This is a genomic window from Clostridia bacterium (assembly GCA_017620395.1).
GTDB lineage: Bacteria > Bacillota > Clostridia > Oscillospirales > RGIG8002 > RGIG8002.
The window spans coordinates 64,550-84,766 of sequence record JAFZQJ010000020.1; the positions used below are offsets into that span (position 1 = coordinate 64,550).

Sequence of the window (20,217 nt, forward strand, 5' to 3'; positions counted from 1 at the left end):
TTATTGCACGGCGGAAAGCACAGCCTCCGCGAGCGCGCGGGAGGCGAGGACGTCCGCCTTGTTGACGGTGCTCTGGGACGTGTGGATATACCTTGCGGGGATGGAGAGCGCGGTAGTTTTCACGCCGGCGGCGGCTTTATGTATCGCGCCGGAGTCGTTGCCGCCCGCGATCGCGGACTTGACCTGATATTTGATACCCTTCTTTTCCGCGGTCTTGCATACGAGAGCGAAAAGCTCGCGATCGTAAACGGTCGCGCGGTCGGCGAAGGAAACGGCGACTCCGTCGCCCTGAACGGTCACGCGCTTGCTGCCTTCGGAGCCGCAGATGTCCGCGGCGGTGGTGCTTTCAAGCACGACGGCGACGTCCGGGCGTACGCTGAACGCAGCGGGACCCGCGCCGCGCAGTCCGACCTCCTCGCAGACAGTGAAGGCGAAGTGTGCGTCGTATTCGAGTTCGCTTCTTATCATGTCGATCATGATCGCGCAGCCGGCGCGGTCGTCGAGCGCCTTGCCGCAGAGGGAGTTCGCGCCGAAGTCGACGGTCTCGACGTCGAAGGCGAAGAGATCGCCGGGCGAAACGTACTTCTCGGCTTCTTCCTTCGATTTCGCGCCGACGTCGCCGTAGAGATCGTCGAGCTTTATATACTCTTTTTTGCCGTCGTCCCTGACGAGGTGCCAGGTCTTGCCGCCGAGGACGCATTTCAGCCCGCCCTTGCGGAGCACGCGACCGTGGAGCGCGCTGTCGAGTATGCCGCCGACAGTGCCGAACTTCAGATATCCGTCGCCGTCTATACCGGTGACGATAAAGCCGACCTCATCCATGTGCGCGGCGAACATGACTTTTTTATTTGCCGGTTGTCTGCCTTTTTTGAAGCAGAGCAGGTTGCCGAGCGGATCGACGGACCATTCGCAGAAACCGTCGATGAGGGAGATTATCTTTTCCCTCACGGGCGCTTCACCGCCGGAAACGCCGTCGATATTGCAGAGTTCTTTGATCAGTTCGAGCATTTCCGCGTCCTCCTAACCGTTGATTACGTATTCCGCGAGGATCTTCGCCGCGGATTCGATGTCCGCCGCGTCGGTGACCTCGGCGGGGGTGTGCATATAGCGCAGCGGAGTCGAGAGCATCGCGCAGGCGACGCCTCTGCCGGAGATAGATATGTCGTCGGCGTCGGTGCCGGTGTCGCGCGGCATGACCTCTGTCTGATACGCCTCGCCGATGCGATCGGCGGCAGCTTTCAGCTTGTCCGTCAGTTCGCGCGAAAGCCGCGGAGAAACGCCTATCATAACGCCGCCGCCGAGCTTGCCGGCTTTGGGGTATGGCGTGTCCGGCGTCTGCGCGAAGGATACGTCGAGGATGACCGCCTCGTCCGGCGCGAACTCGAAGGCGGAGGTGAACGCGCCGCTTCCGCCCGCCTCTTCCTGCGAGGCGAAGGAGGCGATGATATCAAACTTCGCCTTCTTTCCGCCGATCAGCTCGAGCGCGCGGAGCACGACGGCGCAGGAGGCGCGGTTGTCGCCGGAGGTGCAGACGGCTCTTCCGCCGAGCAGCTCGGCGTATTTCGGGGTGAATATCACGGGGTCGCCGACGGCGACCTTATTTTTCAGTTCGTCGAGCGGCAGACCGGTGTCGAACGCCATCTCGGAATCCTCCGGCACCTTGCCGCTTTCCTTCTGCAGATGCGGCGGGAGCACGCAGGGGACGGCGCGGACGCCGCCGCCCTTGCCGAGGATGGTGAATTCCGCGTTCAGCATAACGCGGCGGTCCATGCCGAGCACGCCGACGCGGACGAAACCGCCTTCGACAAGCTCGGTGACGAACGCGGCGACGGAGTCGAGGTGCGCGTCAAGCATCAGTTTTTTCGCGTCCGGCTCGCCGCAGGGGATGACGCCGACGACCGAGCCGAGCGCGGTCACGCGCACGTCGGAGGTGTAGGGTTTCAGCAGCTCCGCGAGCGCGGGCGCGACGCCGTGTTCGGCGCCTGAGGGCGCTTCAAGCGCGGAGAGTATTTTCAGGTAGTTCATTATATCACTTCCGTTAATTACAGTTCGTTTACTATCGCCGCGAAGCGTCTGCCGCGCTCGGCGAAGTTCTTGAATTCGTCAAACGACGCGCAGGCGGGGGAGAGCAGCACCGCGTCGCCGTCGGAGGCGGCGTTCGCAGCGGCTCTGACCGCTTCGTCGAAGGAGGCGCAGCGCGTCAGCGGCACGCCGCAGCCGTCCAGCGCAGCGGCGATTCTGCCGGCCGTGTTGCCGCAGAGGAAAACCGCCTTCGCCTTTTCGCCGACCGGCGCTTTCAGCGGGTCGAAGCTGACCTTTTTGTCGTAGCCTCCGAGTATGAGAATCACGCGCTCGTCGAAGGCGGAGAGCGTCGCGATCGTGCGGGTCGGGCTCGTGCCGATGGAGTCGTCGTAGAAGCGGACGCCGTTCTTCGTCGCGATCAGGCGGTTGCGGTGCTCGACTCCGGCGAAGGTGCGCGCGAGCTGAGGCGCGTACTTCGACGCGATCTCGCAGCCGACGGCAGCCATCGCCGCCATGAAGTTCTCCGCGTTGTGCTCGCCCTTTATCATGATCTCGGAGCCGTTGAAACGGTAGGTTTCCTTACCGTTTTCGCGGAAGTAAATGTCGCCGTTCGCGTCCTTATAGACGCCGTTCTCGGGCTTTTCGCGGCGGCTGAACATCAGCACCCTGCCGTTGGCTTCGGATGCGCAGGCGGCGGTGAAGTCGTTATCCGCGTTCAGCACGACCGTGCCGTAGGCGGACTGATACTTGAATATGTTTTTCTTCGCGTTGCCGTACTCCTCATAGCTGCGGTGGACGTCAAGGTGGTTGGGCGAAAGGTTGGTGATGACCGCCGTTTCAGGCGAGCGCACCATCGTTATCAGCTGGAAGGAGGAGAGCTCGAGCACGACCTTGTCCGCCGGCTTGATATCGCCCAGCGAGGAAAGCAGGGGCGTACCGATGTTTCCGCCAAGGAAGGTCTTGTAGCCCGCGGCTTCGTAGAGCTTCGCTATCAGCGTCGTGGTGGTGGTCTTGCCGTCGCTGCCGGTGACCGCGGTTATCGGCGCGGGGCAGAGCTCGAAGAAAAGCTCCATCTCGCTGGAAAGCACGGCGCCGTTCTTGACGGCGGCGCTTATCTGCGGAATGTAGGGGTAGAGACCGGGCGTGCGGTAGATTATATCGTAACCCGTATCGGCGAGGCGGTCGAGGTAGCCGTCGCCGCAGCTGAATTTCAGCGTCACGTCGGAGAGAAATTCGTCCGGCAGTTCGCTGCGGCGGTCGAGTATCGTTATCTCCGCGCCCCAGGTCTTCAGCAGGCGCACCAGCGGCATATTGCTGACGCCGAGGCCGAGCACTGCCACTTTTTTGCCCTTGTGCTTTGCGATGATTTCGTTGATGTCTGTCATACCGAAGCTCCGTTCGTTTGGATTTTTGGCTGATTATGATGGTGATAACTTATCTTACGGGCTGAACGTCGTATCCGCGCGCCTTCAGCAGCGCGACGACGCCTTTGTCGCCGCACATATGCGCGGCTCCGACGACGAAGAATACGTTCATACCCTGTTTCATATATCTTTCCGCGGCGTCCGCCATTCCGACGTTGCGGTCGTCGCACATGACCTTGTCGTAACTCTCCATGAGCGCGCGTTCCTCGTCCGTCAGTTCGCTGTAGTCGGATTCGGCCTTCAGCTCATCGGAAACGGTTCCGTTTTTCCAGCAGCGGAGCAGTTCGTGAATGCCGTCGGAGTAGTCGTCGAGGTAGCCGTCCTCAACGCAGTCGCGCATCACGACGTTGTATATATCGTCGGAGAAGCCGCGCTCCATCGCGTACTGAAACTCCACCGACTCGACCTCGAGTATCTTCTTTCCGGTCTTGTGCGCGTCCTCGAGGAAGTGGCGGTCTATGCCGTTCTCATACTTCAGGCCGCTGTTCTCGACGGCGACCTGATCGACGAGCGAACACCACATCGCTGCGCCGTAATAGTCCATCGAGGAGTTGTAATAACCCGCGTCCTTCAGCAGCTTCTTCGCTGCGCTGTAAATATTGTGGTCGATGTGGTCGCGTATCGTTGTGCCGTCGGTCAGCACGAAGGGGGTGTAATACTTCGCGATCTCCGCCTCCGGCAGCTGCTCGAAGGCGACTATGTCGCATTCGACGGCGAGCGCACCGCATTCGGCGTAGGCGTTCTCGACGTAGTCGGGCAGCGGGAACATTTCGTCGTCGCCGACGTGTATCGAGCCGAAGAGATAGAAGGAGCCGGCATAGCCGTCCGATGTGACGCGCCAGAGCTCCGGCGTGTATTCGGAGGGCCCGTCTTCGCTTCCGGAGGAGCCGCCGGACGAGCCGGAAGAGCCGCTTTCGGGAGCCGGGCCGAAGGATATGCTGAAATTGCAGCCGCAGAGCAGAAGCGACAGCGAAAGCAGGAGCGCGAGCAGTCTGGCTGTTTTTTTCATAATTACCTCCGGATTTGACCGTTTGTCAGGCGTATTGTCCTTATCGCCAATCAGTCAAGGTTTATAATTTGAGCAGTATCCCCGCGGCGGCGCCGGCGGCGATGAATACCAGCGGATGCACTTTCTTGCCGGCGGCGACGACTCCCGCGAGCGTGACGGCGAAAAGCCCGAGCGCCGGCAGTGAGATCATCTGCGTCAGCGGCGCTCCCGAGCCTGCGGAAACGTTGAATATCGCGCTGATGAAGATGCCCGCGACCGCGGCTGTAACTATCGCGGCGGTAGCCGGACGCAGCGCATAAAACAGACCGTTCACGAGGCGGCTTTCTTTGTATTTTTGCAAAAACCGCGCGACAATGCAGACGATAATGAAGGACGGCAGCACGAGCGCGAGCGTCGCGGTCAGCGCGCCGAGTATATATGCGGCGTTGTAGCCGGCGTAGGTCGCCATATTCACGCCTATCGGCCCGGGCGTCGCCTCCGAAACGGCAATCATATCCGAGAGCTGATCGAGCGTGAACCAGTCGAAGCGCGTCGCGATATCGCGGAGGAAGGGGAGCGTCGCGAGCCCTCCGCCGACGGCGAAAAGCCCCGTTTTGAAGAACTCCCAGAACAGCATCAGAAAGGTCATTCCGCTTCATCCTCCTTTTTCATCGGGAGTATGAAGGAGAGTATGATTCCGAGCAGGCCGGCGCCCGCGACTATGTAGACGGGCGAAACGGGCAGGAATACCGCTATCGCGAGCGCGGCGGCGAAGATGCCGAGCGTGACGAGATCTTTCACGCCCTTCTTTATCATCTTCCAGATGTAGACCGAAACGAGGGCGCATACGGCTACGCGGACTCCCGCGAGCGCGTGGAGCACGATCTCGTTGCCGCCGAAGCCTGTCAGCAGCGCCGCGATCAGCGTTATTATCACAAGCGAAGGCGCAATGACTCCGAGCGTGCAGAATAGCGCGCCGATAACCCCGCGCAGCTTGTAGCCGGTCAGCGTTGCGACGTTGACCGCGATAACGCCGGGGGTGCAGCCGGAGATCGCGTAGTAGTCGAAAATCTCCTCTTCCGTCACCCAGCCGCGCTTGTCGGCGAGTTCGCGCTGAAACATCGGAAGCATCGCGTAACCGCCGCCGAACGTTGTCGCGCCTATTTTCGCAAAGGTCAGAAACATACTCAATAATTCTTTCATACCGATATTATATCACAACGCTGCCGAAAATCAAGTGCGGCGGGCAATAATCTCTCGGTATTGACAATCACGCGCTTTTGTAGTATTATATAATATCAAAATCAGATAAATACCGAAAAGGGAAACGTATGAAAAGGTTGCAGAAATTACTCGCGGCAGTCATCGCGCTGCTGCTTATAATGAGCTCTCTGACGGCATTCAGCGTATTTGCCGAAGGCGAAGAGGGGCAGTCAGCCGAAAGCAGTTCGTCCGCCGAGGAATCGAGCAGCTCATCCGAGGAGGAAAAAAGCAGTTCTTCCGCAGAAGAGAAAAGCAGTTCCTCCGAAGAGGAGAAGAGCAGCTCTTCCGAAGAAGAAAAAAGCAGTTCGTCCGAAGAGGAAGAGTCCTCATCCGAGGAGAGCGAATCGAGCCGTGGGGAACGCCGCTCCTCGTCAAGCAGTTCGTCCTCCGAAGAGGCATACGCGCAGACCATAACGCACGACGTCACCGGTATCACCATCGGGCTTTCGCAGCCGAACGATGCTCTGCTGATAGATGCAAAGTCGGTCTCCGCGGACGATAAGGAGTACGCCGATATCTACAAAAAGCTCCTCGACGCGTCGAAGGATAAGGAGCTTGTCTGCTGCTACGAGGTCCTGCTCGGCGGCGACGAAAACTTCAAATCCAAGGTGACGATTATCCTGCCCGTTGACGCAAGCCTGATAGGCAGAAGTATGGTCGTGCTGTTCTACCCCGAACGCGCGTCTCACGTTTCGACGAGTAACAAGAACGTCGGCAAGGCGGTTTCGCCGGCCCTCTCCGGGAGCGACGGCGGAGAGTCGGAAGAAGAGCTCGCGGGAAGCGGCGTTATCAGGGTATCCGAAACGCTCGAGTCCGGCAGGAAGTATTACTTCGCCGTATGCGAATTCGCGGATTTCGTGCCTGCGTCAAACGGCTTCGGCCTTCTGGAGATAATGGCGATACTGCTCGGCGCGGCGGCGCTTGTCAGCGGCGGTCTGCTGGCGTTTCTCTGGACGCGATATAACAAAAAGCAGCAGGACGCCGCAAAAAAGTAACTTCACATAAAGCATCTCGCCCCGTGTGAAGCGTATCTTCGCGCGGGGTTGATTTTTTCGGCGCGGGGCGCATATTATTACTGTATTTCCGGAATGGTGGTGAACGCGGTTGAACGCTATGTTTTTCATAAACGCGGCTCTGCTCGGAGTCGGGCTCGCGATGGACGCGTTCTCCGTTTCCGTCGCCAACGGTCTGCGCGAACCTGATATGAAAAAGCGCAAGGCACTGATTTCGTCGGCGGTGTTCGGCGGCTTCCAGACCGTGATGCCGCTTCTCGGATGGGTTTGCGTGCACACGCTTTTCGAGGAGTTCGAGTCGTTCCGTAAGTTTATACCCTGGATCGCCCTCGTGCTGCTGCTTTTCATAGGCGGCAAGATGATATGGGAGGGGCTGCGCGGCGAAGCGGAGAAGACCGCGGGCGCGGGAACGCTGCTCGTTCAAGGGATCGCCACCTCGATCGACGCGCTCTCCGTCGGGCTCACGATTGCGGAACTGAGCTTCGGCTGGGCGCTTGCCGAGGCGCTTATCATCGGCGCGATCACCTTCGGTATATGCGCCGCGGGAGTATGGCTCGGCAGGAAGGCGGGCGCGGTCGTCGCCGACAAGGCGGCCGTTATCGGCGGCGCGATCCTCATTTTGATAGGAATAGAGATCTTCCTGAAAGGCATTCTTTGATATAAACCCGATACGGCTTCGGGACGCGCAAATCGCGCGTCCCGAATTTTTTTCTCACAAAAATGCAAAAATGTCTTTACAACTTTAGTTTAATAAAGTATAATAAGCAAAGAATGAATCGCGGAGGTCGCGGAATGACAGAGCATAAGGTCAGCAAAGCGGATATAGAGAAGCTTTACGAGGTGCTTGTAGAAGTGGCCTCTGTCGACGAATGCCGCGAACTGCTCGACGACCTCTGCACTGTCAAGGAGGTCGAGCAGATGGCGCAGCGCATCAAGGCGGCGCAGCTGCTCATAGAAGGCAAGACCTATTCGCAGGTGATGGAGCAGACGGAGATATCCTCCGCGACGCTCAGCCGCGTTTCGCGCTGCGTGCAGTACGGCAGCGGTTACTCACGTTTTTTGAAAAAGGAATAAGCGAATCTGATATAAAAAAACGCCTCCCGCGTGGAGGCGTTTTTCTTTTTGTATACCTATTCGCCTTTGTTTATCTGTTCGTTTATTCTCGAAACGAGGCCGGCGGTTTCGAAAGGCTTCGCGATATGGCCGTTCATGCCGGATTCGAGACTGCGCTTTTTATCCTCCTCGCGCGCGTTGGCGGAGAGGGCGAGTATCGGCAGGGAAGCGCCGTTGTCGAGTGCGCGGATGGCGCGCGTCGCTTCGTAGCCGTTCATGACGGGCATCTGTATATCCATCAGCACGAGGTCGTAGTAGCCGGCGGGGCGCTCGCGCACCGCGTCGACGGCGTAGCAGCCGTCGGTGACGGATTCGACGGTGAAGCCCGCCTCGGTCAGCACCGTTTCCGCGAGCACGCGGTTGATATATACGTCTTCGACGAGGAGCAGGCGGCGTTTTCCGTCCGCTTTCGGCTGCTTGATTTCGACGTGAGCGGTGCCGTCCGCGTCCGCCGCTTTCAGCGGCAGCTCGACGGTGAAGACGGAGCCCTTGCCCTTTTCGGTCTGAACGGTTACGGTGCCGCCCATTATGTCCGCCAGCGCCTTGACGATGGAGAGCCCGAGTCCCGTACCGATCGAGCCGCTCTTCGTGGAGTTTTCTTCGCGCTCGAACGCCTCGAACATATGCGCGGCGAATTCCTCGGATATACCGACGCCGGTATCGGCGACGGAGAACTCATAGCGGGCGTAGGCGCCTTCGCTGCGTTTGACGCGCGCCTTTACCGTGACCGTTCCGCCCTCGGGGGTGAACTTGACGGCGTTGTCGATAAGGTTGTTCATCAGTCGCAGGAAGCGGTGCTTGTCGAGAAGCACCGCGCGGTCGGGCAGGTCGGTCTCCTGCCGGAGCGCGATATTCTTCTCCTGCGCCTTCGCGCGGAAGACGTCGACCGCGACGGATATCAGGTCAGTCAGTTTCGCCGGCTCGGACTTCGCTACGAAGCGGCCGCCGGCCAGCGAATTCATATCGAGCATATCGTCGATAAGCGCCAGCATCTGTTTGCTTGAGATTTCAACCTTTTCGAGGCAGTCTGCCAGCATCGCGGGATCGTCCGCGTGACGCCTTGCGAGATCGGAGAAGCCGATTATGGCGTTCATCGGCGTGCGTATATCGTGCGAAATGTTGAAAAGGAAGGCGGATTTCATCTCGTTCGCGCGCTTTTCCTGCGCGAGCTCGAGCTCGGCCTTGAATCTCTCCTGCTCCGCGCGGAGCTTATCCGTCACGTCACTGATGAAGACATAGTATACGCTGCCGTATCCCTCGAGGTGCGAGAGGTGGCCGTAGTCGTCGATCCAGCGTATCTCGCCGTCGCGGCGTATGATGCGGTATTCGACGAAGTCGAGGTTATCGTTGCTTTCGTCCGCGATCTGCCGGTCGATCGAATCCTGGATATTCTCGTAGTCGTCAGGGTGCACGAGTCCGCGGAAGGTCCCTCCGGTCAGCTCGCGGAACTGCTCCATATCCGCGCAGCCGAAGATACGGAGCGCGGCGCGGTTGACGTAGAATATCTCCTGCGATTCATCGTTCCGGTAGACGAAGAAACCGCCGGGGAGCATATCGCCGACCGCAAGCAGCGTCGGCATCATCTCTATGGGAGATTCGTCGTTGCGCCCGAAGGCGGGGGCGTTGTTTCTCATAGGGCTTTCCTTTCTGCAATCAATGCGTGCGGGCGAGCACTTCTCTAAGCGTCGCCAGCATTCCGGGAACGTCGATCGGCTTGGAGATGTGCGCGTTCATACCGGCGTCGAGAGCCGCCTGCACGTCTTCGGCGAAGGCGTTGGCGGTCATCGCGACTATCGGAACGGAAGCACGTTTTTCATCGTCCAGAGCGCGTATCGCTTCCGCGGCCTCGAGGCCGCTCATGTTGGGCATATTGAAATCCATAAGCACGACGTCGTAGCGGCCGGGCTCGGAGGAGCGGACCTTTTCCAGCGCGACGGCGCCGTCCTCGGCGGAATCGACCTCGAAGCCCGCCTTTGAGAGCACGAGCTTCGCTATCTCGAAGTTGACGGGATTATCCTCCGCGACGAGTATCCTCATGCCGGTAAAATCGAAGGTTTCGTTTTCGGCGGCGGTCTTGACCTCCTCGCCCTTCTCAAACGGCAGGTTGATGATGAATTCCGTACCCTTGCCGAGCTCAGTATCGACGTAGATGGTGCCTCCCATCATATCGACGAAGCTCTTGGTTATCGCCGTTCCGAGGCCGGTACCCTGGATGCCTTCGACCGTCTTGCTGCGTTCGCGTTCGAACGCCTCGAAGATATGCCCCGCGAACTCCTTGCTCATACCGATGCCGGAGTCCTTGACGCGCAGCTCGTAATCGCATACGCCGTCGGCGCCGCCGGTCTGGCGGAGCGTTACGGAGACGCTGCCGTTTTCGGGAGTGAACTTGTAAGCGTTGGATACGAGGTTGAGAAGGATGCGGCTGAGACGGTTGTCGTCGCAGCGCACCCACCTGTTATCGACTTCGGAAACGTCGACTTTGTAATCGATGTGCTTCGCGTTCATCTGCGGGATGAAGACGTCGCAGGCGTCGGTGACGATCTTTACAATATCGGCGTCCTCAATGCGGAGTTCGATCTTGCCGCTTTCGATGCGGCCCATATCGAGCACGTCGTTTATAAGTCCGAGCAGGTGCTGGCTTGACGAGTCGATCTTGTCGAGGTATTCGCGGACCTTGGGAGAAAGATCCGGCTCCGCTTTCGCGAGGGCGGTGTAGCCGGTGATCGCGTTCATGGGAGTGCGGATATCATGGCTCATATTAGAGAGAAAGGAGCTCTTCGCCTTGTTGCTCTGCTCGGCCTTGATCTTTTCGATATCGGCGGATTTTTCGCGCTTCTGCATGACGGAGTAAATATTGAACATCGAGATCAGAGCGATAACGATAAGCCCCATCTGTATCAGACTGTCGCGCGTGACGGTGTCGTTCATTTTGTCGAGCTCGGAGTTGATATATTCTTCGTGCGCCTTCAGATGCGGATCGTCGGGCGATACGCCGGTTTCTACGGCCTCTTGCGTGTGGTATTCGTTGACGTTCGCTGCGAACTCCTCCATCGATTTGTTGGTCGACTGGTGCATCCACATCAGCGAGATGAAGAAGATAAGGAAAAGCAGCACTATCCATGCTACGGTGGACTTTCCGAGTCTGCGGCTCTTATCCTTGTTGAAAAGCGTTCTGAAGAATATAACGCCTATGATGCTCCACAGCGCGAGAATGAGGTAGGATTCGGTTGCCAGCGGAGCCGCGGAGAGATAGTTCGGTATCAGCAGGTAGATGCTGAACGCCGCCGACATAACGAGTCCGATCACGCCGGTCGCCATTATCAGCTTTCTGCCTTCCCGCTTAGCGCGTTTGAACGCCGTGGCGGAGGTGTAACCGTAGGCGATAGTCGCGCCGATGGTCGTTACGTCGACTATCCAGCCGATCGCCGTTCTGCCGAAGAAGGGGATGACGAGGGAGATTGCGGTTATGAAGAGTATCGCGTTTTTCGGAGCTCCGCTCTTGCTGAGCTTTCCGAACCGGGAGGGGAGCATTTCGTTTTCCGACATCGAATAGAGCAGGCGGCTCGCGGCGATCATGTTGCCGATAAGTCCCGTCAGCACGCCGCCGAGCAGAGTCGCTCCGAGCACCGTCGAACCGATTTCGCCCATCGCGTTCTCTGCGGCGAAGAAGGTCGGGATGCCCTCGATGCCGGAAAGCTCGCCGCTGTTGACGGCGGCGATGTAATCCGTCCAGTTTGCGAAGCCCTCGGGCAGCGCGGCGGCGGCAATCTCCGCGAGAGTCAGGTAGGCGACGGCGCCGGTCGTGACGGCGATCGCTATTATCAGAAATGACTTTTTTTGCGAGAACCTGAATTCGCTCGCGGAGTGCGAAACGGACTCAAATCCTATAAACGCCCACGGCGCGAGCGCGACTATCGCGACCACCTGCGCGAACGGGCTCTTGCCGGGCGCGAAGCCGGGCTTGAACGCGGAGAGGCCGTCCTTGAGGTTCGCCATCGTAAAGCCGAAGGTGACGAGTATTCCTATGATGAGTATCAGCGCGAAAGCGATCTGCAGCGCGCCCGCGAGGCGCTTCCATTTCGCGCATATGAAACCGAAGATTATCAGCGCGGAGGCGGAGAGCAGCAGCTCTCCCATATAAACGTCATATCCGGCGATCGTGTAATGAAATCCGAACTGCAGCGTATTGCCGAGCAGGTTTCGCGCGATGAGCGCGAGCGCCGTCGCGTTCGCCCAGATTATCGAGACGTACGTCAGCACGAGAAACCACGCGCTGAGGAAGGCGTGGTCGTGGCCGAACTCCCCTTTGGCGTAGCTGAAGGTGCCGCCGGCGTCGGGGTAGCGGTTCATCATGTAGTGATAGTTGGCGCCTATGATATACATTATCGCCGCGCCGATGACGATGCCTAAAGCGGTGCCGAGCGGTCCCGCGATCGGCAGGAAGGTCGTGCCGGGCATAATAAACGCGCCCCAGCCGACGCTGCAGCCGAACGCGAGCGCCCATACGCCCAGAGGCGACAGGTATCCGCCGAGCTTATTTCCGGTTTTGTTTCCGCCTGACATATAAATATTCTCCTCTTCGCCGCGCAGCCGCGGCAGTTCTGTGATGGAACAAGCGAAGTAAATAGTATTCAATAAATTATAACACGTTTTCGTTCTGTTTTCAACTATTATATATTCGTGACGTTGCGATTAAAGAATAAACGTCCTGCCGATGTATCGGCAGGACGTTTAGGGGTTGTTCATATACCGGAGTGTCGGTCAGCGTTTGGCAGGCGCGCCGCAATCGCCGGATTCAGTCTCTTCCGAGTCTTCAAGCTCGGGCTCGGAGGCGTCGAAAAGCTCGCCGAGCGCTTCGGCTCCGGCGTTGACGCGGGCTCTTTCCCGCACCGCGGCGGCCTTCGCCTCGGCGGCGGCGATCGCCTTGGCGCTTTCCGCGGCTTTCGCCCTCGCGGCGACGTCGAGAAGCATCTGCTCCATCTGCTCCATACACGTCCGCTGGTCGAAGGAGGCGCTTTCGCGCAGATAGCGCTCGCGCAGCGCGGCGCGTTCCTCGGGATGCTCGATGAAGTAGTCTATCTTTTTCGCCAGATCCGCGCTGTCGTTGACCTTGAAGAGGCAGCGCCCGTCGAGCGCGAAGTTCTTTGTCGCGCACTTCGGCGAATCAGCGATGACGGGGACGAGCCCGCAGCATATCGCTTCGAGACAGGCAATCGCTTCGATCTCTACCTCGGCGGGGTGGCAGTAGAGGTCGCAGGAGTTGATGAGCCTGACAAGTTCTTCGCGGGAGTAAAAGCCGATGACCGGCGCGTTGGGGAGGCGCTTTTCGCCCATGCGCATAATGCGCTTTTCGGTCGGCCCGTTGCCTGCGAAGAAGAGCTGTATGCGGTCGGCGTACTTCGATTTAGCGATCGCTTTGAGCAGCACCTTATGCGACTTCTCCTTCGAGAACCTGCCCGTGAAAAGCACGCAGAACTTGTCGCGGTACTGCTCCGGCTTCTCCGCGGGAGCGGGCCTGAAGCAGTCGTTGACGCCGTTGGAGATAACTACGCCGTTGGTCTTTCTGCCGATCTGCTTCTCGAAAACGTCGCGGATAAACTGTGTCGGGTAGTGTATGCAGTCGGCGCGCTTATAGAGATTGCCGTAATACCAGCGGTAGATGATATTATTGATGATTCGCGAGCCCATCAGTCCGATGTGCGACGTGAAATTCTCCGCCTGCGCGTGGAAGCCCGCCGTGATCGGCTTGCCCGCGCGCTTGACGAACTTCGAGCATTTCCGCGCCATAAAGAGCGGTATCATGATATGCACGACGTCGGCGTCTTTTATCGCTTCGCCGATTATCTCCTTGCTGAACTTAGGCATAACGACGCCGTTGCGTTTGATCATCCGATTTATGATCGCGCCGAAGTTTTTTTGCGGCAGCACGTACCAGCCGTCCTGCCCGCGCTTGTCTTCGTCCGGACAGACGACCTTGACGTTGTGACCTTTTGCTTTAAGGTGGTTTATGAGGTTATAGGCGGCGACGGAGGTGCCGTTATTCGCTTCGCCCAGAACCTCGCAGATTATCGTAACGTTCATATGTCCTCTTTTCGCGGCCGGAATGCCGGCGCGCACATTATATTATCGCGGTCTTGCTTCTGCGTTTTTTCGGCTTGACCTTCTTGACGATATCGACGACGTCGGAAAGCCCGCATTCGAGCACGACGCATATCTTGCCCAGCGTGGAGAGGTTGACCGCCTCGCCGCGCCCCATCTTCGCGATGACCGCGGGGCTGATGTGAGTCAGCTTCTGCAGATCCTTCTTGCGAAGCTTGCGGTCTATGAGCAGCTTCCAGAGCTTGTCGTAGGAATATTCGCAGCCGTTTTCGGCTATTTCGTTTTTCGTGCGCATGCTTTTCACCTCACAAGGTATGAATTATAACACCTTTTTCCTATTTGTCAAATAAAGTATACGAAATAGAAGTTTACGTTTCGTTATAATAACGCGCGGTTTGTGCGCTTGACAAGCCGAAGAGGCGCGTGATATAATCGCAACTGACGGTTTTTCGGTGTTTTTTTGTAATACTTTTGTGATTACGGAGTCTCTTATCCGGAGGGATGAGTTTATGAAAAAGATCGTTGTGATTATTCTCTGCGCGGCGCTGCTGCTCGCGCTCGCCGCCTGCGGCGGAAAGAACGTGAAGGACAAGGCCGAGGCGTTCACGATGTCGCGGGAGGAGCTGACCGAAGCGCTCGAAGGAGCGAAGGAAGCGGACCTCGTCGCGTGGTGGGGCGAGCCGTCGAGCTTTTTCAGCGGGTTATACGGCAGCATCTGGACGATGGACGGCCGTTATATTGCCGTGTATTTCGATTACGCGACAAAATCAGTTGAAAACGTCATCTGCGGCGAGCTTGACGAAAACGGATTTATCTCATAAACGCAACGCGGGAAATCCGCCGTCCCTTAATTTAAGGGGCGGCGGACTATTATCGAGAAAATATATTGACTTAAAAGTCTTCCGGGGATATAATCAAACTATAGACACGTTAAGTCTTGATTTTGAGAGGAACGGACGAAAGCATGGAGTTTCTGAAGCGGCTGATAACATCCGAATATCTGATTTATTCCATGGTGTTCGCGGGAAGCGCGCTGATGGCGTATAATATCTTCCTTTACGTTCGTTTCGCCCGCAGGGTGCGCAAGCGCGGGAACTGGGATAAGGAGCGCCGCGTACTGAATCTGCCGATAGTGCTGCTGATACTGTTTCTCGCGGGCTACCTGATCGTCGGAATATTCGGCAAGCCGGATATCGTCATATCGGCTATCCTCTTCGGAGGAAGCATATTCGTTTTCGTAATGATGTGGCTGATACAGCGGACGGTCAGCAGGGTGCAGGAAAACGAGCACCTTGAAGCGCAGCTTTCCGCGGCCGAGGAAGCGAGCAGAGCGAAGACGTTTTTCCTTTCCAACATGACCCACGACCTGCGTACTCCGCTGAACGCGATAATCGGCTACACCACGCTCGCTAAAAAAGAGGAGTCGCCTGAAAAACAGCTTGAGTACGTCAATAAGATCGATACGGCGAGCCGTCAGCTCCTGGCTATCGTCAACGACGTTCTGGAAATGAGCCGCATCGAGAGCGGCAAAATAGAGCTCGAACAGCGCAGAACGGATATCGAAGAATGCGTCCGCGAGGCCGGAGAGATCATTAAAACGCAGTTGAACGAGAAAAACATCACCTTCACGCAGTCGAGCGACGTGGAGGACAAGTGGGTCCTCTGCGATAAAAACCTGCTGACCAGAGTGCTCATGAACCTTTTGAGCAACGCGGGCAAGTTCACTGGCGAAAACGGCGCCGTCGAGCTCGGGTTGAAGCAGCTGTCCAAAGACGGCGGCACCGGCTGTTACGAGATCCGCGTGAAAGACACCGGTATCGGTATGGATCAGGACTTCGTCGAGCATATGTTCTCGCCGTTCGAGCGCGAACGCGTCTCCACCGTAAGCAAGATACAGGGCACAGGACTCGGTATGTCGATAACCAAGAACATACTCGATATGATGGGCGGCAGTATAGAGGTCGTCACCGAAAAGGGCAAAGGCACCGAGTTCATCATCAACGTGTCGTTCCCGATAGAAAAGCCGGAGGAAACGAAGGCGGAGAGCGAAACCGCGATAAGATTCGACGGACTCCGCGCGCTGCTCGTAGAGGATAACGAGGTTAATATGGAGATAGCGAATCTGCTGCTTACGCAGGCGGGCTTCGAGATCGACAGGGCGGAAAACGGCAGGATCGCGGTCGACAAGGTCGCCGCTTCCGAAGACGGCTATTACGACGTTATACTTATGGATATCCAGATGCCCGTTATGGACGGCTGTTCCGCCGCGCGCGCGATCCGTTCGCTTCCGGATCCTGCGCTTTCGGGGATACCGATTGTGGCGGTGACCGCCAACGCGTTCCGCGAGGATATAGCCGTCGCGGAAGCGGCGGGTATGAACGGCCATATCGCCAAGCCGCTGAACGTAGAAGAAATGCTCTCCACGCTGAAGAGCGTTATCGACGGGAAAAAGCAGGGGCTTATCTGACGCGCCCTGCGATATGAGAAAGATTAAAAACCGAACCCCGCGGGGTTCGGTTTTTTGCGTATGCGCTTTATTCTTCGTCCGCTGTTTGCGATTCTTCGTTTTTCTCTTCCGCTTCGGATCCGTCCGCGGATTCGGGCTCGCCCTTTATCAGCGCGATCGCGGTTATGACCGCGACGACGACGTTCGCGACGGCGGCGACGTAATTCTTTATCATAATGCTGAAGGTCAGATACATCAGCATGTTTATTATAAATGCGATCTTCAGCAGGCGCACGTTGTCCTTGAACCGGAACACGGCGAGCGAGTATTCGAGGTTCGCGGCGATCGGCAGCCAGCCGAGCAGGCCGAGGTTGTTGAAGACGATCCCGAGCGCGACGCCGAGCAGAATGAGTATCCACTCGACGGCCTTGCTCTTTATCCGCTTCATCGCGGCGAAGTTGCGGAGTATCGCGACGCCGTTCTGCACGGTGCTGCTGTAGCCCTTCAGGATTATCGTGCCGACGCCGTAGAAGACCTGGCTCAGCGTCTGGAAGGCGAGTATGCGGTTGCGCTTCTTCTGCGCGCCGCTTATGGAATCTGTGACGGCGGCGCAAAGGCTGCACACGTTGCCGATTATGATATCGTTCATTTGCCGCTCCTCATCTGTTTCCCAGCTGCCAGTATGCGATCGCGCTCGCGGCGGCGACGTTGAGCGAGTCGACGCCGTGTGACATTGGGATCTTCACGGTGTAGTCGCATGCGGCTATCGTCGAATCGGCGAGCCCGTCGCCCTCCGTGCCGAGTATTATCGCGAGCTTTTTCTCCGCGGCGAGCGCGGGGGAGTCGATGGCGACGGAGTCGTTTTTCAGCGCCATCGCGACGGTCTTGAATCCGTGCTCTTTGAGTATCTCCATTCCCGGGTGCGGCCAGTCGGACGTTTCCTCGCCGACGTGCGCCCACGGCGTCTGGAAGACGGTGCCCATGCTGACGCGGATGCATCGGCGGTAAAGCGGATCGCAGCAGCCGGGAGTCAGCAGCACCGCGTCCATACCGAGCGCCGCGGCGGAGCGGTATATCGCGCCGAGGTTCGTCGGGTTCACGACGTCTTCGAGAACGGTAACGCGGGTCGCGCCGCGGAGAACTTCTTCGAGCGTCAGCTCCGGCTTGCGCCGCATAGCGCAGAGGACTCCGCGCGTCAGCTTGAAACCGGTCAGCTCGGAAAGCACCTCCATCGAGGAGGTGTAAAGCGGTATATCCCCGCAGCGTTCGAGCACGTCGGCGGTCTTGGCGATCTGACTGCGCTCCATCAGCAGCGAAAGCGGCGTGAAGCCCGCGTCGAGCGCGCGGTGTATGACGTTCGGGCTCTCGGCGATGAATATGCCGCATTCGGGCTTGTTCTGATGGAAAAGCTCCCGCTCGGTCAGCTTCGCGTAGTCCTCAAGTCCGGGCGCGGAGAGGTCTGTAACTTCGATTATGTTCGGCATGGCGCGTTGTCACTTTCCTGGCGAATGAATATAAGCATATTCTACCAACCCCCGCGGCTTTTGTCAATAAAAACCGCCCCCGGCGTCCGGAGGCGGTTTTGGTGCAGCGAGTGCATTTATATCCGAACCCAAGCCTGATTCCTCAAGCTCGGCGAAAGTTATCGTTTTTGTGCCGTCTTTGAAATTAAAGACGAGGGTGATCCTGTCATCGTAAAGGTATATCGCATTGACAAAACTGTCGATCAGTCGGCGACGGTGAACGAGCTTCGTGGTGTCGTACTTGCGCATCCGCTCAAACCAGAACAGGAATTGATCTCTGGTGAATTCCGGCGGTTGGAGCAATTCTTCCCGTGCGATTTGCGCCGAAAGTTCTTTCTTTATTCTTTCCAACCCTTCAAGCCGTTCCTTCGTCGATTCCGTGATGATCCCTTGCTGGATCGCGTCCACAAAGTTCCGTATGCCTTTTTCCGTTTCGGCAAGCTGCCGTTTCAGCATGGGAAGCACCGTGTTTTCTTTGCGTTGACGCTCCATGCCCATGTCCGCAAGTTTTTCGATCATTTCATCGTCGAACAGGATCTTCTTGATTTGGTCGATGACGAGGTTTTCGATCCACTCTTTCTGCACGGACTTCTTGTCGCAGCCCTTGTGGTTCTTCACGCTCACGCACTTGTAATACCGGTGAACGATCCCGGTGTGGCTTGTGCCGGACTCTCCCGCCATATAGCAGTTGCATTTTCCGCAGAACAGTTTGGTCGTCAACAGATACTCATCCTCTGCCTTGAATTTGGCAGGGGCTTTCTTTGTTTTAGCCAAGCGTTCCTGCACGCGTTCAAACAGATCTTCCGGTATAATCACCGGAATTCCGTGCGGATGAACGACGTCGCGATACTGATACTCGCCGATGTACCTGCGGTTATGTAGCATTCGTGTCACGCTGTTGATGCTGACCTTACCTCCGCGTTTCGTGCGGATTCCTGCAAGATTCAGCATATCCGTTACTTCACGCATAGACTTGCCGTTTGAATAGTCGGTGAACGCCTGCAATACCAGCGGCGCCGCGACCGGATCGATTTGAAAGTGCTGTTCCTTGTCGATGACGTACCCGATAGGGAGTGTACCGCCGTTGTACATACATTTCAGCGCGTTTTCTGTTTGCCCGCGCATGACCTTTTCCGAAAGATCGGCAGAATAGTATTCCGCCATGCCTTCGAGTAGCGATTCAAGCAGTATTCCTTCCGGCCCGTCCGAAATGACTTCTGTAGCTGATACAACGTGAACGCCGTTGTTCTTCAGGATCCGTTTGTAGTGCGCCGAGTCGAACTTGTTCCGTGCGAAACGGTCGAGCTTCCATACGAGCAGGACTTCAAACTTCTTGCTTCCGCTCTCCTTGATCAGCCGCTGAAAATCCGGACGGTTATCTGTCTTCGCGGACAGCGCGCGGTCGATGTAGATCTCGATGATGTCGATACCGTTCTTCTCGGCGAACGCTTTGCATTCACGGATCTGACCTTCTATAGACTCTTCACGCTGGTTGTCACTGGAATACCTTGCGTAGATCACGCCTTTCATTTTTCTTTTCTCACCTCCTTTGCTCAAGATTGTTTCGCAGGGGTTTTAGGGCTCTCCCTAACAAGCGGCGGGCGAAGCAAGCGGGCGTTTGGGTTCCCAAACGCGATGCTTGCTAAGCTGCGAGCAAGCCGGACTTTGGACGTGGGAGTCCAAAGTCGTTGCTTGTGAAGGCAATGCCGTGGTGTTTTGCTCCGGTGGAGTCAAAACGCGATGCTTGCCGAAACAGCACCGCCGGAAAATGTACACATTTTCCAGTGCTTGCTGAAACAGCGCCACGCTCTTTTCCCTGCGGAGAAAAGTATATCATATTTCAGCCGGTTTGTCCATAGGTTTCGCGTGGAATTTTCAATTTTGCCTTGAAAAATTCAATTTTGCCTCTTGCTTTTAGAGTCGATGTGTGATATCATTAACGTAGGTTATTATATGATTACGGAGGTTGGTCCTTTGGCTCGCTCTTATAATAAATTGTGGAAGCTTATGATCGACAAAAAAATCAACAAAACCCAGTTGTGCAAGGCGGCGGGTATCACCACAAACGCCATGGCAAAACTGGGACGTGATGAGTCTGTTCCTTTGGAAACACTTGAGAAGATTTGTGTTGTATTGAACTGCACTATTAATGATATTGTTGATGTTAACAAATAATTGATAAAGGAAAATCGAATATGCTTTTTGAGAATGTTATTGAGTATTCTGATGCAAAATATCGGACTTATGGAAATAGATGTGGTAACACGACCTGTACGCATCCATGCGGCAATTGTAGTGGGAGTTGCTATAATTGTCTATATGAGAT

General features: G+C 56.9%; 19 protein-coding genes. 6 read left to right on the plus strand and 13 right to left on the minus strand.

Features of this window, described 5'->3' with window-relative positions:
* The 6 genes from J5441_03805 to J5441_03830 all read right to left on the minus strand — a co-directional run bounded on the left by J5441_03805 (position 1) and on the right by J5441_03830 (position 5,637).
* A complete protein-coding gene (locus J5441_03805; GenBank protein ID MBO4934280.1) occupies positions 1-1,008 on the minus strand; it encodes a M28 family peptidase in 1,008 nt (335 codons plus the stop codon).
* 12 nt (positions 1,009-1,020) lie between these two features.
* Entirely contained in the window at positions 1,021-2,025 is a 1,005-nt protein-coding gene (locus J5441_03810; protein ID MBO4934281.1) for a M20/M25/M40 family metallo-hydrolase, read from the minus strand.
* Between the two features lie 17 nt (positions 2,026-2,042).
* A complete protein-coding gene (locus J5441_03815; protein MBO4934282.1) occupies positions 2,043-3,407 on the minus strand; it encodes a UDP-N-acetylmuramoyl-L-alanine--D-glutamate ligase in 1,365 nt (454 codons plus the stop codon).
* A gap of 49 nt (positions 3,408-3,456) precedes the next feature.
* Positions 3,457-4,455, minus strand: a complete 999-nt coding sequence (locus J5441_03820) for a TraB/GumN family protein (GenBank protein ID MBO4934283.1) — start codon at positions 4,453-4,455, stop codon at positions 3,457-3,459.
* 61 nt (positions 4,456-4,516) lie between these two features.
* On the minus strand, positions 4,517-5,083 hold the full coding sequence (locus J5441_03825) for a chromate transporter (GenBank protein ID MBO4934284.1): 567 nt from the start codon (positions 5,081-5,083) through the stop codon (positions 4,517-4,519).
* Entirely contained in the window at positions 5,080-5,637 is a 558-nt protein-coding gene (locus tag J5441_03830) for a chromate transporter (protein ID MBO4934285.1), read from the minus strand. The genes J5441_03825 and J5441_03830 overlap by 4 nt, the downstream gene beginning before the upstream one ends.
* A 128-nt stretch (positions 5,638-5,765) precedes the next feature.
* On the opposite strand from J5441_03830, the gene J5441_03835 reads away from it, so the two are divergent.
* From J5441_03835 to J5441_03845, 3 genes are all read left to right on the plus strand, one after another.
* Positions 5,766-6,692: a hypothetical protein gene (locus tag J5441_03835; GenBank protein MBO4934286.1), complete on the plus strand. Its 927-nt coding sequence runs from the start codon at positions 5,766-5,768 to the stop codon at positions 6,690-6,692.
* 118 nt (positions 6,693-6,810) lie between these two features.
* Positions 6,811-7,368 (plus strand): manganese efflux pump, encoded by a 558-nt coding sequence (locus J5441_03840; GenBank protein MBO4934287.1) that lies wholly within the window; start codon positions 6,811-6,813, stop codon positions 7,366-7,368.
* Between the two features lie 134 nt (positions 7,369-7,502).
* Positions 7,503-7,784 carry a TrpR-related protein YerC/YecD gene (locus J5441_03845; GenBank protein MBO4934288.1) on the plus strand — a complete coding sequence of 94 codons (282 nt, stop codon included), beginning with the start codon at positions 7,503-7,505 and terminating at the stop codon, positions 7,782-7,784.
* 56 nt (positions 7,785-7,840) lie between these two features.
* On the opposite strand, the gene J5441_03850 is transcribed toward J5441_03845, so the two are convergent.
* The 4 genes from J5441_03850 to J5441_03865 all read right to left on the minus strand — a co-directional run bounded on the left by J5441_03850 (position 7,841) and on the right by J5441_03865 (position 14,217).
* Complete coding sequence (locus tag J5441_03850) at positions 7,841-9,457, minus strand: response regulator (GenBank protein MBO4934289.1); 1,617 nt, start codon at positions 9,455-9,457, stop codon at positions 7,841-7,843.
* 19 nt (positions 9,458-9,476) lie between these two features.
* Positions 9,477-12,386 (minus strand): amino acid permease, encoded by a 2,910-nt coding sequence (locus tag J5441_03855; GenBank protein ID MBO4934290.1) that lies wholly within the window; start codon positions 12,384-12,386, stop codon positions 9,477-9,479.
* Positions 12,387-12,584: 198 nt separating this feature from the next.
* Positions 12,585-13,904, minus strand: a complete 1,320-nt coding sequence (locus tag J5441_03860) for a glycosyltransferase (protein MBO4934291.1) — start codon at positions 13,902-13,904, stop codon at positions 12,585-12,587.
* Positions 13,905-13,941: 37 nt separating this feature from the next.
* A complete protein-coding gene (locus tag J5441_03865) occupies positions 13,942-14,217 on the minus strand; it encodes a helix-turn-helix transcriptional regulator (protein MBO4934292.1) in 276 nt (91 codons plus the stop codon).
* Positions 14,218-14,431: 214 nt separating this feature from the next.
* Between J5441_03865 and J5441_03870 the strand changes: the two genes are divergently transcribed.
* Together J5441_03870 and J5441_03875 are read left to right on the plus strand one after the other, a co-directional pair.
* Positions 14,432-14,743, plus strand: a complete 312-nt coding sequence (locus J5441_03870; GenBank protein MBO4934293.1) for a hypothetical protein — start codon at positions 14,432-14,434, stop codon at positions 14,741-14,743.
* A 143-nt stretch (positions 14,744-14,886) separates the two neighbouring features.
* Positions 14,887-16,389, plus strand: a complete 1,503-nt coding sequence (locus J5441_03875) for a response regulator (GenBank protein ID MBO4934294.1) — start codon at positions 14,887-14,889, stop codon at positions 16,387-16,389.
* Between the two features lie 67 nt (positions 16,390-16,456).
* On the opposite strand, the gene J5441_03880 is transcribed toward J5441_03875, so the two are convergent.
* The 3 genes from J5441_03880 to J5441_03890 form a co-directional block, all read right to left on the minus strand.
* On the minus strand, positions 16,457-17,017 hold the full coding sequence (locus tag J5441_03880; protein ID MBO4934295.1) for a YgjV family protein: 561 nt from the start codon (positions 17,015-17,017) through the stop codon (positions 16,457-16,459).
* Positions 17,018-17,027: 10 nt separating this feature from the next.
* Positions 17,028-17,852: an RNA methyltransferase gene (locus J5441_03885; protein MBO4934296.1), complete on the minus strand. Its 825-nt coding sequence runs from the start codon at positions 17,850-17,852 to the stop codon at positions 17,028-17,030.
* A gap of 63 nt (positions 17,853-17,915) precedes the next feature.
* Positions 17,916-19,421, minus strand: coding sequence for a recombinase family protein (locus tag J5441_03890; protein MBO4934297.1), 1,506 nt, complete (start codon positions 19,419-19,421; stop codon positions 17,916-17,918).
* A gap of 444 nt (positions 19,422-19,865) precedes the next feature.
* Here J5441_03890 and J5441_03895 point away from each other — a divergent pair, with 444 nt between their 5' ends.
* Positions 19,866-20,066 carry a helix-turn-helix transcriptional regulator gene (locus J5441_03895; protein MBO4934298.1) on the plus strand — a complete coding sequence of 67 codons (201 nt, stop codon included), beginning with the start codon at positions 19,866-19,868 and terminating at the stop codon, positions 20,064-20,066.
* Positions 20,067-20,217: the final 151 nt, after the last annotated feature.

Bases quoted from the DNA above. Each gene is read 5' to 3' on its own strand.
- J5441_03870 (MBO4934293.1), top strand. From the start codon at position 14,432: ATGAAAAAGATCGTTGTGATTATTCTCTGCGCGGCGCTGCTGCTCGCG.
- J5441_03825 (MBO4934284.1), bottom strand. From the start codon at position 5,083: ATGACCTTTCTGATGCTGTTCTGGGAGTTCTTCAAAACGGGGCTTTTC.
- J5441_03890 (MBO4934297.1), bottom strand. From the start codon at position 19,421: ATGAAAGGCGTGATCTACGCAAGGTATTCCAGTGACAACCAGCGTGAA.
- J5441_03810 (MBO4934281.1), bottom strand. From the start codon at position 2,025: ATGAACTACCTGAAAATACTCTCCGCGCTTGAAGCGCCCTCAGGCGCC.
- J5441_03860 (MBO4934291.1), bottom strand. From the start codon at position 13,904: ATGAACGTTACGATAATCTGCGAGGTTCTGGGCGAAGCGAATAACGGC.
- J5441_03845 (MBO4934288.1), top strand. From the start codon at position 7,503: ATGACAGAGCATAAGGTCAGCAAAGCGGATATAGAGAAGCTTTACGAG.
- J5441_03875 (MBO4934294.1), top strand. From the start codon at position 14,887: ATGGAGTTTCTGAAGCGGCTGATAACATCCGAATATCTGATTTATTCC.
- J5441_03830 (MBO4934285.1), bottom strand. From the start codon at position 5,637: ATGAAAGAATTATTGAGTATGTTTCTGACCTTTGCGAAAATAGGCGCG.
- J5441_03855 (MBO4934290.1), bottom strand. From the start codon at position 12,386: ATGTCAGGCGGAAACAAAACCGGAAATAAGCTCGGCGGATACCTGTCG.
- J5441_03815 (MBO4934282.1), bottom strand. From the start codon at position 3,407: ATGACAGACATCAACGAAATCATCGCAAAGCACAAGGGCAAAAAAGTG.
- J5441_03880 (MBO4934295.1), bottom strand. From the start codon at position 17,017: ATGAACGATATCATAATCGGCAACGTGTGCAGCCTTTGCGCCGCCGTC.
- J5441_03865 (MBO4934292.1), bottom strand. From the start codon at position 14,217: ATGCGCACGAAAAACGAAATAGCCGAAAACGGCTGCGAATATTCCTAC.
- J5441_03805 (MBO4934280.1), bottom strand. From the start codon at position 1,008: ATGCTCGAACTGATCAAAGAACTCTGCAATATCGACGGCGTTTCCGGC.
- J5441_03850 (MBO4934289.1), bottom strand. From the start codon at position 9,457: ATGAGAAACAACGCCCCCGCCTTCGGGCGCAACGACGAATCTCCCATA.
- J5441_03835 (MBO4934286.1), top strand. From the start codon at position 5,766: ATGAAAAGGTTGCAGAAATTACTCGCGGCAGTCATCGCGCTGCTGCTT.
- J5441_03885 (MBO4934296.1), bottom strand. From the start codon at position 17,852: ATGCCGAACATAATCGAAGTTACAGACCTCTCCGCGCCCGGACTTGAG.
- J5441_03820 (MBO4934283.1), bottom strand. From the start codon at position 4,455: ATGAAAAAAACAGCCAGACTGCTCGCGCTCCTGCTTTCGCTGTCGCTT.
- J5441_03840 (MBO4934287.1), top strand. From the start codon at position 6,811: ATGTTTTTCATAAACGCGGCTCTGCTCGGAGTCGGGCTCGCGATGGAC.